The sequence below is a fragment of the Paraburkholderia sp. SEWSISQ10-3 4 genome, from assembly GCF_030464785.1.
GTDB classification, from domain to species: domain Bacteria; phylum Pseudomonadota; class Gammaproteobacteria; order Burkholderiales; family Burkholderiaceae; genus Paraburkholderia; species Paraburkholderia aspalathi.
Genome location: NZ_JALPRI010000006.1, coordinates 167,137 through 180,559 on the forward strand (window position 1 = coordinate 167,137; position 13,423 = coordinate 180,559).

At 62.1% G+C, this 13,423-nt stretch carries 14 protein-coding genes; 2 read left to right on the top strand and 12 right to left on the bottom strand.

Annotation, left to right across the window (positions count from 1 at the left end; genetic code table 11):
- Positions 1–140: 140 nt before the first annotated feature.
- From M0D68_RS15665 to M0D68_RS15710, 10 genes are all read right to left on the bottom strand, one after another.
- The gene (locus M0D68_RS15665) at positions 141–1,154 is read right to left on the bottom strand and encodes an ABC transporter substrate-binding protein (RefSeq protein WP_093637902.1); all 1,014 of its coding nucleotides are present in this window, start codon (positions 1,152–1,154) and stop codon (positions 141–143) included.
- A gap of 276 nt (positions 1,155–1,430) precedes the next feature.
- Positions 1,431–1,589 (bottom strand): hypothetical protein, encoded by a 159-nt coding sequence (locus M0D68_RS15670; RefSeq protein WP_166618145.1) that lies wholly within the window; start codon positions 1,587–1,589, stop codon positions 1,431–1,433.
- A gap of 42 nt (positions 1,590–1,631) precedes the next feature.
- Positions 1,632–2,201 (bottom strand): phasin family protein, encoded by a 570-nt coding sequence (locus M0D68_RS15675; protein WP_266224761.1) that lies wholly within the window; start codon positions 2,199–2,201, stop codon positions 1,632–1,634.
- A 115-nt stretch (positions 2,202–2,316) separates the two neighbouring features.
- Positions 2,317–2,514, bottom strand: coding sequence for a hypothetical protein (locus M0D68_RS15680; protein ID WP_054038930.1), 198 nt, complete (start codon positions 2,512–2,514; stop codon positions 2,317–2,319).
- A gap of 582 nt (positions 2,515–3,096) precedes the next feature.
- A complete protein-coding gene (locus M0D68_RS15685; RefSeq protein WP_256456658.1) occupies positions 3,097–4,203 on the bottom strand; it encodes a 4-oxalomesaconate tautomerase in 1,107 nt (368 codons plus the stop codon).
- Between the two features lie 15 nt (positions 4,204–4,218).
- The gene (locus M0D68_RS15690; RefSeq protein ID WP_266224764.1) at positions 4,219–4,914 is read right to left on the bottom strand and encodes a 4-carboxy-4-hydroxy-2-oxoadipate aldolase/oxaloacetate decarboxylase; all 696 of its coding nucleotides are present in this window, start codon (positions 4,912–4,914) and stop codon (positions 4,219–4,221) included.
- Positions 4,911–5,639, bottom strand: coding sequence for a PIG-L deacetylase family protein (locus tag M0D68_RS15695; RefSeq protein WP_266224766.1), 729 nt, complete (start codon positions 5,637–5,639; stop codon positions 4,911–4,913). The genes M0D68_RS15690 and M0D68_RS15695 overlap by 4 nt, the downstream gene beginning before the upstream one ends.
- A 217-nt stretch (positions 5,640–5,856) precedes the next feature.
- Complete coding sequence (locus tag M0D68_RS15700; protein ID WP_266224768.1) at positions 5,857–6,963, bottom strand: porin; 1,107 nt, start codon at positions 6,961–6,963, stop codon at positions 5,857–5,859.
- A gap of 68 nt (positions 6,964–7,031) precedes the next feature.
- On the bottom strand, positions 7,032–8,360 hold the full coding sequence (locus M0D68_RS15705; RefSeq protein WP_266224770.1) for a uracil-xanthine permease family protein: 1,329 nt from the start codon (positions 8,358–8,360) through the stop codon (positions 7,032–7,034).
- Positions 8,361–8,390: 30 nt separating this feature from the next.
- Complete coding sequence (locus tag M0D68_RS15710) at positions 8,391–9,506, bottom strand: aryl-sulfate sulfotransferase (RefSeq protein WP_266224772.1); 1,116 nt, start codon at positions 9,504–9,506, stop codon at positions 8,391–8,393.
- 104 nt (positions 9,507–9,610) lie between these two features.
- Here M0D68_RS15710 and M0D68_RS15715 point away from each other — a divergent pair, with 104 nt between their 5' ends.
- Positions 9,611–10,567 carry a LysR family transcriptional regulator gene (locus M0D68_RS15715; protein ID WP_266224773.1) on the top strand — a complete coding sequence of 319 codons (957 nt, stop codon included), beginning with the start codon at positions 9,611–9,613 and terminating at the stop codon, positions 10,565–10,567.
- A 15-nt stretch (positions 10,568–10,582) separates the two neighbouring features.
- Here M0D68_RS15715 and M0D68_RS15720 read toward each other — a convergent pair whose 3' ends face one another.
- Both M0D68_RS15720 and M0D68_RS15725 read right to left on the bottom strand, forming a co-directional pair.
- Complete coding sequence (locus tag M0D68_RS15720; RefSeq protein ID WP_266224775.1) at positions 10,583–12,739, bottom strand: tetratricopeptide repeat protein; 2,157 nt, start codon at positions 12,737–12,739, stop codon at positions 10,583–10,585.
- The gene (locus M0D68_RS15725) at positions 12,736–13,011 is read right to left on the bottom strand and encodes a hypothetical protein (RefSeq protein ID WP_211706513.1); all 276 of its coding nucleotides are present in this window, start codon (positions 13,009–13,011) and stop codon (positions 12,736–12,738) included. Before M0D68_RS15725 ends, M0D68_RS15720 begins: the two co-directional genes overlap by 4 nt.
- On the opposite strand from M0D68_RS15725, the gene M0D68_RS15730 reads away from it, so the two are divergent.
- A complete protein-coding gene (locus M0D68_RS15730) occupies positions 13,010–13,411 on the top strand; it encodes a DUF2946 domain-containing protein (RefSeq protein WP_266224777.1) in 402 nt (133 codons plus the stop codon). The genes M0D68_RS15725 and M0D68_RS15730 overlap by 2 nt on opposite strands.
- The last annotated feature ends 12 nt before the right edge of the window (positions 13,412–13,423 follow it).

The following is a 13,423-nucleotide window of genomic DNA, read 5'->3' on the forward strand; positions in this document are numbered from 1 at the left end:
CTCGATCACCGGAGCGTCTTTGGAAACAGCGGGATTCATCAGGTAAATGCGTGCGAGGCGCCGGTACCGCGAAAGCGGCACCGGCGGCGCAACGAAATCACTCCGCAACCAACACGCGACAGTGACCGGCAAGCGCCGGCTTATTTCGACCCGGTGAACTCGTTGGTGTAAGTTTTCGCCAGCTCGATATGCTTACCTTTGACCGACGGGTTGAACGCCGACAGCACCTTCAGCACGGTCTCGGGACCGTCGGCCGGCATCTTGCCGTCCTTCGTAAACATGGGCAGCGATGCTTTCAACGCGCTCACGTAGAGCGGTTTGTCTTTCTGATAGTCGTCAGGCATCTTCGCTGCAATTTCTTCCGCGCTATGCGTGTTGATGAATTGCATCGTGCGAACGAACGCGTGCGCGAGCTTTGCTGCTTCCGCCTTGTGGGAATCAGCCCATGCCGCCTGCACATAGAGGCTCGATCCCGGGTAGGTGCCGCCCAATGCCGCCTTCGTGCCTTCCACTGTGCGCATGTCGACAAGCACCTTTGCGTCGCCGGACTTCTGCAATGCCGAGACGGTCGGCTCAGTCGTCATGCCGGCGTCGATGCGGCCTTGTTTGATCGCCGCGATGAAGCTCGCGTCGGCGCCCACCGGCAGCATCGTGTATTGCGTGGACGGGATGCCGTGCTGTCCGGCGAGGTATTGCGTCAGGAAGCTTGTCGAAGAACCGAGGCCGGTCACACCTAGCGTCTTGCCCTTCACGTCCGCCATCGATTTGACCGTTTCGGCAGCTTTGGTCGATACCATTTCGACCTCGCCCGGCACCTGCCCGAACACGACGATCGCCTTGACGTCCTTGCCCTTGGTTTGCAGATCGATCGTATGGTCGTAGAAACCGACGACGGCCTGAACGGCGCCGGCCAGCAGTTCGTTCTCAGCATCGACGCCTGCCGGCTGCGACAGCAGTTCGACGTCGAGCCCTTCATCCTTGAAATAGCCGAGTTGTTCGGTCAGGCGCGCCGGCAAATAGATCAGCTTCGTGATACCGCCGACCATGATCGTGATCTTCTCGCCGTCGGCTGCTATCGCGTGCTGCGACGCAAGACTGAACAGCAGGCCGGAAGCAACGGCGATATGGCGCAACGTGCGAATGCGAGGGGTCATCGATAGTCTCCGTTATTGTCCGGTGCGGCGGAGTGCCGCCCGTCTGCATCGATGGGCCGATTCTAGGAGAGCGAATCCTTCCCTCGGCTTACACGGAGACCAAGGAGCCGTACGGGATTTCCATGAGAGACGCGCACAAAAAAAAGCCAAGGCGTGAAGCCTTGGCTTGGAAAATTCTGTGGGTCAAGACGTCCAGCAGAATCCAAAGGTGCCTGCTGCGCCTTGGACCGCAGCAGCACCCAGGTACGGCAATAACAGCCTGGCGAGCGCGGAGGCTCAATGCCGGGCTTTGCTCCAATGCGGCCAGTAGTGGCGGTGATCGAGATGTCTAAGCCGCTTGCGACGCATCTGCTCCCGGTAATAATGAGCGGCGACGAACACAGGCGCCATCGCCAGCACGAACGAACCCATAACGATTCCCACTGCTTCACTCATCGCGACCTCCATTGCGGAACTAGCGAACTATCGGCTTCAGTTCTAACGCTTCACGCCCGCGGCTACGGGAGCCTTCTCAGAGTTGCCTTGCACGGCCTTCGATGCCGAGGCTGTGACTACATCAAGATTGCTTTCGGCAAACTGCACAGCCTGTTGCCCCGTTTTCTGCAGCGTTTCGTACAGGGTCGTGGTGGCGGCAATCGCGGACTTCCATGCGGCGACTGCTGCTTCGGAGCCGGTGGGAGCATGCTTCGCCGTTTCTTCGACGAATGCCTGCACGCGGTCGTTATAGCGCTCGTAGTGCGCCTGTGCGAGTTGCGTCACTTCAGCCTGAGTGCTCGATGCGATCTCGAACACCTGCTTGCTGTATGACAGTGATTTTTCCGCGAAGGGTGCGGTGAAACCGGCTTGCAGCGCGAACCATTGCGGCGGCTCCGTCGTGCCAGACACCTTCGCCATGTTTTCCTGCGTTTCGGCCAGCGTGGCCCTGACGGCCTGCAGGTTCAGCGCGGCCAGTTTCTCGAAGCCTTCAAAGATCTTTCCGGCCACCCCGAAGAACGCGTCGACGTTGGCCTTCTGTGCAGCAACCTGCTCGGGACTCAATAGAGTCATTGTGAATTCCTCAAAGTTCGGTCCGGCACGCGAAGCCCCGATCGGACGGGTGTGCAGCGGCGGATCGCGATGGTGAATAAATCGATGTGGGTGTCGCAGATGCAGATGCAGATGCCTAGCGCATCCGGGCAACCGCCTTGAGAATGGAATCGCCTTCGCTTGTGATCTGAGGACGTGAACGTCCCGACGCGAGGTTTTCCAGGGATATGAGTTGTCGCTCGAGCAGAGCGTCGAGCTCGGCGCGGCCCAGTTCGATCTGATCCGGGGCGTTCTTGATGAGCATTAACGTAGCGAATTCATGGGGACTCAACATATCGTCTCCTCGATTTAGTCCATCTGCGCGGGAAGTATTAATTACCCCCTCCAGCTTTAATGCCCGGCAAATGTTCCTGCCGTCTCCGCAAGCGATCGTTCGAGAAATCGCATCTGGGAGACGCCATCATAACCGCTCAATTTTCAAATGCAATATGCGGGATGCGCTTTATCAAAACTGCTGTTTTGTCTGTTGAATACTTCCGCATTACAGGGCCCCCGCAATGCCCCTCGATAACACTGCCACAGCCCCGTGGATGCCCGCCGGGCGTGGCTTAAGGGCTGATCCATTCAACACACCAATGTTTGAATCGACGGCTTAATTAACACGATCGATTCATTTTGAATTCGCTGAGTCTGTTTATATTTGAATATTGTATTTACAGACCGAGACTTCATCGAGGCGACCATCCCTACCTCGACATTGCGAAACATTTATTACAACGCGCATCAATTTTAAGAATAGGCAGAATTTCAATCAGCGCGGATGCCTCTGACTTATTTATCGGGTTGAACTCCACAAACAACCCGCAATACCGCTAACCGCGCTGAAACCCAGCGAAGCGACCCGCCTGAAGTCCGCTTATGTCCGTGCCGGCCACACTGCCGAAGGAATGCCGACTGCTCCGTCGAATAGCCACCTCGCCGTGCGCAACAGCGCCGCGCTCAGCACTTCAGGCTGGCCAAGGCTTCCGCCAAGAACGAGTTCCACCGTGAACTCGCCTGTCGGGTGCTCAACCGACACGCGCTTTCGCATACCGTAAGCGTCCACATCGGCGAGGCCCTCGCAGACCGTACCCGGCAGCACCGCGGCCGTGGCCACGCTCACCGCACCGAGTACGCCGATCGACGCGTGGCAGCGATGCGGAATAAAGCTGCGCGTGCTGATCGTGCCGCCGTGGCGAGGCTCGGCCACCAGACACATCTTCGGCACCGTGCGCGCGCTCACGTCGCCGAGATTCATCATTGGCCCCACAGCAAGCCGGATCTTTTCGATGCGCGCTTTCAGTTCGTCATCCGCGTCGAGTTGCTCGCGCGTTTCGTAACCGGTGCGATCGAGATCGCGCGCTCGCAGCAGCACGAGGGGCATGCCGTTGTCGATGCACGTCACGTCGATACCGTCGACCGTATCCTTGAGATGCCCCGTAGGCAGCAGCGTGCCGCAAGTGGAACCAGCCGTGTCCCTGAACTCGAGCGGAATCGGCGCTGCGAGGCCTGGCACGCCGTCGATGCGGGCATCGCCTTCGTAGGTTACCTGGCCTCCCGGCGTGCTTACCGTCGCTACCGCAATCTGCCCGGTGTTGACCATGTGAATCGCGACCGGTGTGCTGCCGTCGCGTGCATCCACGAGACCGCGTTCGATCGCAAACGGGCCGACGCCCGCGAGAATATTGCCGCAGTTCTGTCCGAAATCGACCCGCGCTTCGTTCACAACGACTTGTGCAAACAGATAGTCGACGTCGGCATCGTCGCGCGTGGAGGGCGAGATGATCCCCACCTTGCTCGTCAACGGATCGGCGCCGCCGATACCGTCGATCTGGCGCGGATCGGGCGAGCCCATCACGGCAAGCAGAACACGGTCCCGAAGAGCGGGATCGGCCGGCAAATCCGTCGCCATGAAATAGGCGCCTTTCGACGTGCCGCCGCGCATCATCATGCACGGAATGCGCGTTTGTGCGCGACTGGGCATGACCTCGCCTCTCCGTCAAATATCTTCGGCCGAGGCGACGTAGCGCAGGCCCTTTTGCGCGAGCTTCTCGCGCATCGCGTAGTAGTCGAGACCGAGCGTGCCGCCGGCCAGCACCGAACGCGTCTTCTCTTCCTTCGCGATGCGGGCTTGCGACGCCTGCGCGACACTCGCCACGGTATCGAACGGCACGACGACAATGCCGTCATCGTCCGCAACGATGACATCGCCGGGATGCACGATCTGCTGCGCGCATACCACCGGGATATTCACCGAACCGAGCGTTTCCTTGACCGTCCCTTGCGCGGACACGGCCTTCGACCAGACTGGGAATTTCATTTCCCTGAGCGAGGCGACGTCGCGGCAGCCCGCGTCGATGATCAGTCCGCGCACGCCGCGCGCCACGAGCGAGGTCGCGAGCAGGTCGCCGAAATAGCCGTCCTCACAGGGCGAAGTCGGCGCCACAACGAGAATGTCACCCTCGCGGCATTGCTCGACGGCAACGTGCAGCATCCAGTTGTCCGACGGCGGCACCAGCACCGTCACCGCCGACCCCGCGATAGCCGGCCCCGAGTAGATCGGTCGCATGTACGACGCAAGCAGGCCTAGCCGGTTCTGCGCCTCGTGAACGGTGGCGGCGCCCGCATGCTGCAGCACGGCCACGTCGCGCGGATCGGCGCGGCGGATAGTCGTCACCACAACGCCTCGCTTCATGCCAGTTCTCCCGTCACGGCCGGGGTGATGCGTTGATAGCCTTCCGCGTATTGAATATCGCGCGCGGCGGTGATGCCGATATTGCGCTTGGCCTGCACGCCGCGTTGCAGGGCGACGCGCGTGTAGTACTGCCACAGGTGCTCCTGGCCCGCCATGCACTCGATCGCACGGCGCTTGGTGTCCCAGACCTCGGTGATATCGAGGAACGTATTGGGCATCCATTCGCACTGTTCGGTTTGATGCGGTTCGAACGCGTAGACAGGCGGCGCACCGACCACCTTTTGCCCGGGATTGTGGCCTTCGGCCTGGGCGATGATCCGCGCTTCCTGCGCCACGTGCATGGCGAGCGGATGATCGAAGTTGTACGGGTCTTTCTGCGAATGGCTCAACACGAACGCCGGCTGCAGTTCACGGTACACATCGACGAGGCGCATCAGAGCCTCGTCCGGCACGCGCAACGGGTAATCGCCGAGATCGAGAAATTCGACTTCCGCGCCGAGGATGTCCGCGGCCCGCTCGGCCTCCTCCTTGCGCGCCGCCTTGACCTTCTCGATCGTCATTTCGCCCTTGCGCCAGAGTTTGGCCGACTCTCCGCGCTCGCCGAATGAGAGGCATACAACCTTCGTACGGTATCCGTTTTTTTTGTGCAGAGCGATTGCACCACCTGCTCGCCACACGAAATCGGCGCTATGCGCGCTCACCACCAACATCGCCTTGCCTGCCATTTCCAACCCACCTGTATTCACTATGTGATGGGTACTATTGTAGGTTTCGAAGGTGGCGAGGAAGCACCTAAAGGAGCGTGCAATGCCATCTAATCTGTTTATCGGAATGAGTCGGTTCAACGCGAGACCGGCTTGGAACCTTGAGGAGCGCGTTGTTCAACGATGTTCTCGAACACGTGGCACAGCACGACTGCAACTCCGTCGTCCCGCGCTCGAATCAGAACAGATGGTGTATCCCGCTCAGAAACACCGTCTGCCTTCCATCTGACGCCGCGCCGATCCCGAGCGTATTCGCCACCGCCCCGCCACCTGCGGTCTCGAACATCAGATCGGCATAGAGTTGCGTTGCTTTCGAAAGCGAATACACGTTCGCCACGGTCAGTTGAGTCCAGCGACGCCCCGCGAGTGTCGCGGTCCATGCCCCCGCCGCAATCTCCTCCGCAGGCGTCAGGCGCACATTGACGCCGCCGTCGACGGTGCGAAAGTGCTCGCTGCCGCCATCCGACTGGATTCGCACATCCGTTGCGAGCGCATGCAGCGTCACGCGTTCAAAACGATACGATCCGCCGATCCCCATGTCGCGTACCTGTTTCGCGTTGAAGGTGGCGCCGGGCGCGAGTGTCTGTCCTTCGAACGACGTCAGGCCGAGTCCATTGGAAAGCGGCAGCAAACGGTCGCGGTATTCGGAATACACCGCCACCAGTTTGAGCGGCCCGTTCGTATAGTTGGCACCGAAGCTAATGGTCCGTCCATTGGTGTTGCTGGCCGACGCGCCGGGAAATCCGTAGAGCGCACCGAAACTGAGTCCGCTGTAGTTCGCACTCTTCCACTTCACGGTGCTCGACAACTGAACCGGCAAGGTGCTTCCAAGGCCATCGAGATTGCCCGGGTGAAACGCAGAGAAGTCGCCGAGCAGTTGACCGGTCGACACCGAGCCGAGCCAATCGAAATTCCAGTCGGTCTGACGGCCGAGCGTCACGGTGCCGAACATCGGATCGGACAGTCCCACATAGGCCTGACGATTGAAGAAGGTGCTGCTGCTGGCGGACGCGCCCGTCGTCGTGACGAAACCGCTTTCGAGTCTGAATACCACCGAACGGCCCGCGCCGATATCTTCGACGCCCTGGAAGCCGAAGCGGTCGGCCTGAAAGGTGCCCTGCTCGGCGATATACGCGTGGGCGCCGTGCAGGTTGCTCACGTAGCCAAGACCCGCGTCGAGACTGCCATACAGCGTGACGCTGCTCTGAGCGTTGGCCGCGGTTGAAACGACGAGCGCAGGCAAGCACGCGACGAGCGTCGCGCGGAAAGCGAAATGGGTTTTCATGGCGTGTTGGTTGAAGCGCTGGAGGGAGAACTGCGTGGCCGTGCGTTAGAAGTTAAAGCCCGAGTTCATCAGGTTGGTTGAATCTTTTCCGCGGGGCTTAGATGCCATGCGCCGAAAACCAGATTGACGACGATGGCCGTGAGCGTCCCCGCCGCCATGCCGTTGCCCAATACGATCTGCACATAGCCCGGGAACGATGCGTAGACGTTGGGGACCAGAATCGGTATCAGCCCCGCAACGAGCGCGGCAGCGAGCGTGTATTGATTGCCGCGTGCATGCAGGTCGACCTTGCCGAGCAGATTGACGCCCATCACGCCGATCATCGCGAACACGATCAGCGCCGTGCCGCCTACCACCGGCGCGGGAATGGCGTAAGCGAAGCGTCCGAGCGGCGCAAACAGCGCGATGACCATCAACATCGCACCCGCCGTCGCGGTCACGTAGCGCGAGCGCACCCCGGTGGTCTGCACGACGCCGATGTTCTCCGCGCTCGTGATGATGAGCGAGGTGCCCAGCAGCGAGCCGAGCAGCGACGCCACCGCGTCGCCGCGAATCGTCCTCGGCACATCGCGGCGCATGTCGATCTTCCTGCCGGTGATCTCGCCGACGGCAACCGTCTGCCCCGTTGCCTCAGCCATCGAGATCACGCTGAAAATCAGCATCGGCAGCGCGGCGAGCAAGTCGAAACGCGGCATGCCGAAAGGCAGCAAAACCGGCAGCGTGAAGAGCGGACCGCCCCACATATCGCCTGCGGGCATCAGTCCCATAGCCCAGCCGGCACACGTGCCCATCGCAAGACCGAGCAGCACGGCAAGCCGCCCCGCCGTGCCCTTGAAGAGGCGCGCCACAGCCAGCGTGGCCATGATCGTGAGCAACGCAAGGCCGAGCGACTGCGGCCGCGCGAAACCAGGCGTGCCCGGCTGGCCGACGATGATGCCGGCGTAAATCTTGATGAGGCTCACTGACACGAGCAGCAGCATCGTTCCCACCACCACACGCGGGAAAAACCGCAGGCAGCGCGCGAATACCGGCAGGACGAGCCAGTAGAACAGGCTGGTGAGAATCGCCGCGCCCGCGGCAGTGCGCAGATCCGTCTGCGTGGCGATGACGGCGAATAGCATGGCGGGCGCGCCGCCCGGCACCATCACGAAGGGCAGCCGCGCCCCGATCGACCCCGCCCCGAGCGATTGCAACAGTGTGCCGGCGCCACAGGCAAAGAAGGTCGCGCCGATCAGATGCACGGTCATATCCGATGAGAGCGACAGCATCCTCGACACCAGAAAAACCGCGGTGACGGGCGAAGCCGCCATCGACAGGACATGCTGCAAGCCGAACAGCGCGAGTTGCCACGCAGGCAGGCGCGTATCGACGCTATGTGTGGCTGGGTCTGGATTCACGTAACCCCCGAGGGATCGAAAACGCGGCGTTCAGGCGAGCAGCCACGGCAATTGCTCGCGGCTGTAGCGGAAGGTCTGGAAGACGCTGTTCAACTGGCCGGGGCCGGTTTTGCGCGCCGCTTCGTCCGGGTACTGGTCGAACCAGGGAATCACGTATTCCCACACCACCTCTCCAGCGGGCGTCACTTCGAAGAGGCGGCCCGTTGCCGACTCGGTGATGTGCGTATTGCCATTCGCGAGTCGTTGCGCGTTGCCCATGAAAGCGCTGTAGAACGCATTCACCATGTCGTCGGCGTAAGACCACACCACCTCGTTGTTCGACGGATCGATCTCGAGCACGCGCGAAAAAGCCACATGCGCGCCGCTACGGAAATTGCCGTTGTCGAACGTGAGAATGTTGCCGTTAGCGAGCGCCACGGGTGCGTGCTGGTGCGACACCACGCTCGGCGGAATGTGCATCGTCACGCCGCCGGTCTTGCGATCGACGGCGATGATGCCCGACGTGGTGCGCAGGCTCATCAACACCTCGCCCTTCGCATTCACGCCGAGCCCATTCACGAGCGGCCAGTGATAGCGGCCGAAGCCGGCCGCGATCGGAAAGTCTTCGGGCTTGAGGTGTTCCCATGCCTTCCATTCCCACACCAGCTCGCCCGCGCGATTCACTTCGCGGATCACGTCGGCGTACATGACTTCGTCGGGACCGTGCGCCGTGCCGCCCGGCACGCGCTCGGCAAACCCCGCCGGCACGGGTGCGCACGCGGCGTAAAGCAGATTGCCGTTGGCGAGCCACTGCGCGTCATGATGATGCGCGGGATCTTCGTAATGCCAGATCACCTCGCCCTCAGGCGTGACTTCGGAGAAATCGCCGCCGTGCCACATCGACCATGGGGCGTAACGGCCTTCCGATTTTGCATGGTTGCCGTTGTAGCCGAGATTGCCGTTGGCAAGAATCACGGCGTGGCGTCCGGCCCGCACCGGCATCTTCCACTCGTGCACGACGACGCCCTCGATATCGATGAGATAGACGCGGCCACCCGCCGTTTGCGGAGCAATCAGCGTATACCCGCCGAATGAAACCCTGGGGTCGTGAGCGATGAGGCCGACGCCGCGGCGGCGCTGGGTAATTTGATCGACTGTCGTGGTCACGGTTCGCTCCGTTAAGATGATGAAGCGAAATCTAGGCTATCCGTTCCGTCAATAAAATCTGATTATTCTTAACGGGCCGTATGGAAAAACTATACGGTCGATTTATGCGTCCAATATCGCAGACATTCCGTTGTTTCGACGAGGTAGTCAGGCGTGGTTCGATCCGCAAAGCGGCCGAATCGCTGCACCTGACCGCGGCCGCCGTGCACCAGCAAATTCTTAATCTCGAGGAGCAGGTCGGCTCGCCGCTCTTCGACCGGTTGCCGCGCGGCATGCAACTCACCACGGCTGGCGAGATCATCATTGCTGCGGTGCGGCGCGGACAGCGCGATTTCGACAACGCAATGACTCAGGTGGAAGACCTGCGTTCGCTGCGCCGCGGGCATATCAATCTCGCGGTGTCGCCTTCGTCGGCCGAGCAGTTGGTGCCCGAAGCCATTCAGGCCGCCATGAAAAGCTATCCGGGGGTGACGTACAGCGTGCGCTCGGGCAACGGCGAGAGCATTCTCAAGTGGGTGGAGACCGGGGAAGCCGACATCGGTTATGGCCTGCGTCGCAAACCGCCGCCCGGTGTGGTGGAAGTACGCGCCTTCTCGCAGCACCTCGGGCTCGTCACGCCGCCCGGGCATCCGCTGACGAAGCTCGGCAAACGGCCCCGGCTGCGCGACTGCCTCGACTACCCGCTTATCCTCATGACACCGGATACGGAGTTGCGGGCCATGGTGGATCAGATCGACCACCGCGAGCAACGCAAGGCGCGTCCGCTGGTGGAAACGAGTTCGGTTTCGATGGTGCGCCGGCTCGTTGCAGATGGTGTCGGGATCGGCTTCCTGATCGCGGAGAACGTGGCGGAGGATGTGACGCAACGCAAGCTTGCGTGGACTGCGCTCACCGACGCTGGCGCGAAGTCGTTCAGTTGCCTTTATCAGCGCTCCGACCTGACCACGACCGTCGCGATGAGCATGTTCCTGCAGTTCCTCGGCCACGCGATCGAGGCGACCGAGAGCCAGTTCCACGCTTCAACGCAAGCGGGCCGCAAGCGTGGGCTGCGGGTCAAGTGAGGAATCCGGAGGAGTTCAGAGTTCGGTAGCGCGTTCAACGGCAAACCGCTCCACACACGCCTGCCGCACTCTCTCGACCGACACGGTCCAGTCTTCGCCCACTGCCCGGCGGAATAGCCGCAGCGTGTGCGGATACCACGGCGAATCGTTGCGTTCGTGCATCCAGCGCCAGTCGATGTCTTTCTCCGGCAGCATCACCCAGCACGGTTTGCCCAGCGAGGCGGCCAGATGCGCCATGGACGTGTCCACGCAAATCACCAGATCGAGTTGTTCGATGATCGCGGCGCTGTCCGCGAAATCGTTCACCGCCGAACCGAGTTCGAGCAGCGGCTGACCGGCGGGCGGGTTTTGCGCCTCGTCCTCGCCCTGACCTTTTTGCAGACTCACGAAGCTCAGGCCCGGCACGCTCCAGAGCGGGGCAAGCGTGGCTAGCGTGGGGATCGACCGGTTCGCGTCGTTATGGTGTTTCGCGTTGCCTTTCCACACCAACCCGACTTTACGGCCGGGCGGCAGGGTGTCGAGCATCGGCCGCCATTTTTCGACGAGCGACGGCTCGGCCGCGAGACGGACCGGGCGCGGAATCGTGTCCACTGCCGTACGCAAGTGCAGCGGCGCGCTCAAAAGGCTCGTCCAGCAGTCGTATGTCGATGCGGCTACATGGGCCAACGCCGTATCGTGATCGAGAACGGCATCCACGCCGTCCACCGTAGCCATCAGCCGGTGCAAGGCAGGCTGGCACGCAAAGGTGATATGCGCGGCCCCTTGCGCCTTGAGCAGGGCGAAATAGCGGCTGAATTGAACCATGTCGCCGAGCCCGTCTTCCTGCCAGACCAGCAAGGACTTGTCGGCGAGCGAGTCGCCTTGCCACTGCGGACAACTCAACATGGAACGCGTCTTGTGATGCACGAAACCTGGTTGGTCGTAGCGGCACTCGTACAAGCGCCAGCCTTCTTCAAAGCGGCCCATGCTGAGCACCAGCACAGCCAGACCGAACCTGGCATCGCCGTAATCGGGACGTAAAGCAAGTGCCCGCAGGTAAGCGGCTTCGGCTTCCGGCAGCCGCTTGAGTTGCGCCAGCGCGGCCCCGACGTTGTAATGAGCCTCAGCCAGGTCGGGACGAAGCGTAAGTGCTTGCGCGAAGGCCTCGACAGCCTCCGGCAAACGGTCGAGCTGACGAAGCACGCAGCCCAGGTTGTTGTGCGCGTGAACGATGTCGGGCCGGCAGCGAATCGCTTCCCGGTAAGCCATTTCGGCCTCGGGCAGACGCTCCAGGCTGGTTAGCGCGAGGCCGAGGTTGTAGTGCGCCTCGGCATAGTCCGGGCGATGCGTGATTGCCTCCCGGTACGCCGCTTCAGCCTCGGGCAGACGCTGGAGATCAGCCAGCACCGCGCCGAGGTTGAGGTGCGCCTCCGCGTAATCCGGGCGAATCGCCAGCGCGAGCCGGCAGGCCAGTTCGGCCTCGGGCAGACGATACGTCGCCTTCAGCGCGCCGCCGAGGTTATTGAGCGCTTCGGGATACTGGGGCTTGATGGTCAGCGCCTGCCGGTAGGCTGCGTCCGCCTCGGCAACGCGGCCGAGTTCCATCAACACGTTGCCCAGGTTGTTGTGCGCCTCGGCGTGTTCCGGCAGCCCGATCAGCGCCTCGCGATAGGCCACTTCCGCCTCATGCAGGCGGCGCAGTTCGTGCAATACGATAGCCCGGTTGTAGTGCGCCTCCGCGTAGTCGGGGCGGATCGTCACCGCCTGACGATACGACGCCTCGGCCTCTTCCCGGTAACCCATTCCGTAGAGCACGGTGCCGAGATTGTTGTGCGCGTCGGCCTGACCGGGCCGCAGCGCGACCAGTTGCCGATAGACCGCCTTGGCCGCCGACAGGCGGCCGTGCGATTTGAGCAGCATGCCGAGACTGCTGTACACCTCGGCATAGTCGGGTTTGGCGCGCAGACACTGGCGCCAGTAGGTTTCCGCGTCGGACAGATTGCCCATGCCGTACCAGCAGGCGCCCGCAATATTCAACGCGTCGGCCCGCGCGTCTTCCTCCACCTCGTCGTGCGGGTCGAGGATCGGCTCCACCAACGACCAGGCATCGGCGAATTGCCCGCTTTTGCAGAGCAATGCCGCCTGCTGATTGATGTCGGCTATCGAGGATGCTGGCGTCTGCGTGGCAGTCATGAGTCGTGGTAACGGGTGGTGGCGGTCAGCCGGGTCAATCGTGTTTTGCCCGCCCTGTCCGGCGTTTCGCGTATCTGCGCGGCCGCGCAGGAGGTCGAAGCGCCGACAGGGAAAGCCGAACATTTACCATGCAGCTTAAGGGAAACGGTCACGCTGTAACGCCCCGAAATGAGCCGGTTTCGGCCTTCTAATCCGACGCTATAGACGGAATCACAGGAGAAAAGACCGCGCGGCAGTGCTAGAATCGCCCGCGTCTTTACGTTCATCACCATGACTACACGCTCCCATAACCGCATGACCGCATGGCTTGGCCTGATCGCCATGTGGCTTGTCGTGTTCGCGCCGGTCGTGAGTCAGATGCTGGTGTCGAACCGCGCGAACGAGCCCTTCGCGGCGCTCTGCTCGGCGCTGCAGCCGGCCAATCAGAGCCTGGTGAGCCAATCCACGCAGGCCAACCCGGCGCCCGTCCACCTCAGCCACGACGACGCCTTCGGCGCATGCGGCTACTGCCATCTGCTCCAGCATCACGTCGCCATGCCGACCGTTGCGGCCGTCGAACCGCCGCCCGCGCTCGCGCTTGCCGGCACTGTGCCGCCCGCCCTCTCCACCCGCTTCACGCCGCTCGGCGCGTTCCCGTCCGGACGCCCAAGAGGCCCGCCCGCCGTTTCCTGATCGCTGTTGTTC

Bases quoted from the DNA above. Each gene is read 5' to 3' on its own strand.
- M0D68_RS15665 (WP_093637902.1), bottom strand. From the start codon at position 1,154: ATGACCCCTCGCATTCGCACGTTGCGCCATATCGCCGTTGCTTCCGGC.
- M0D68_RS15670 (WP_166618145.1), bottom strand. From the start codon at position 1,589: ATGAGTGAAGCAGTGGGAATCGTTATGGGTTCGTTCGTGCTGGCGATG.
- M0D68_RS15675 (WP_266224761.1), bottom strand. From the start codon at position 2,201: ATGACTCTATTGAGTCCCGAGCAGGTTGCTGCACAGAAGGCCAACGTC.
- M0D68_RS15680 (WP_054038930.1), bottom strand. From the start codon at position 2,514: ATGTTGAGTCCCCATGAATTCGCTACGTTAATGCTCATCAAGAACGCC.
- M0D68_RS15685 (WP_256456658.1), bottom strand. From the start codon at position 4,203: ATGCCCAGTCGCGCACAAACGCGCATTCCGTGCATGATGATGCGCGGC.
- M0D68_RS15690 (WP_266224764.1), bottom strand. From the start codon at position 4,914: ATGAAGCGAGGCGTTGTGGTGACGACTATCCGCCGCGCCGATCCGCGC.
- M0D68_RS15695 (WP_266224766.1), bottom strand. From the start codon at position 5,639: ATGGCAGGCAAGGCGATGTTGGTGGTGAGCGCGCATAGCGCCGATTTC.
- M0D68_RS15700 (WP_266224768.1), bottom strand. From the start codon at position 6,963: ATGAAAACCCATTTCGCTTTCCGCGCGACGCTCGTCGCGTGCTTGCCT.
- M0D68_RS15715 (WP_266224773.1), top strand. From the start codon at position 9,611: ATGCGTCCAATATCGCAGACATTCCGTTGTTTCGACGAGGTAGTCAGG.
- M0D68_RS15720 (WP_266224775.1), bottom strand. From the start codon at position 12,739: ATGACTGCCACGCAGACGCCAGCATCCTCGATAGCCGACATCAATCAG.
- M0D68_RS15730 (WP_266224777.1), top strand. From the start codon at position 13,010: ATGACTACACGCTCCCATAACCGCATGACCGCATGGCTTGGCCTGATC.
- M0D68_RS15725 (WP_211706513.1), bottom strand. From the start codon at position 13,011: ATGGTGATGAACGTAAAGACGCGGGCGATTCTAGCACTGCCGCGCGGT.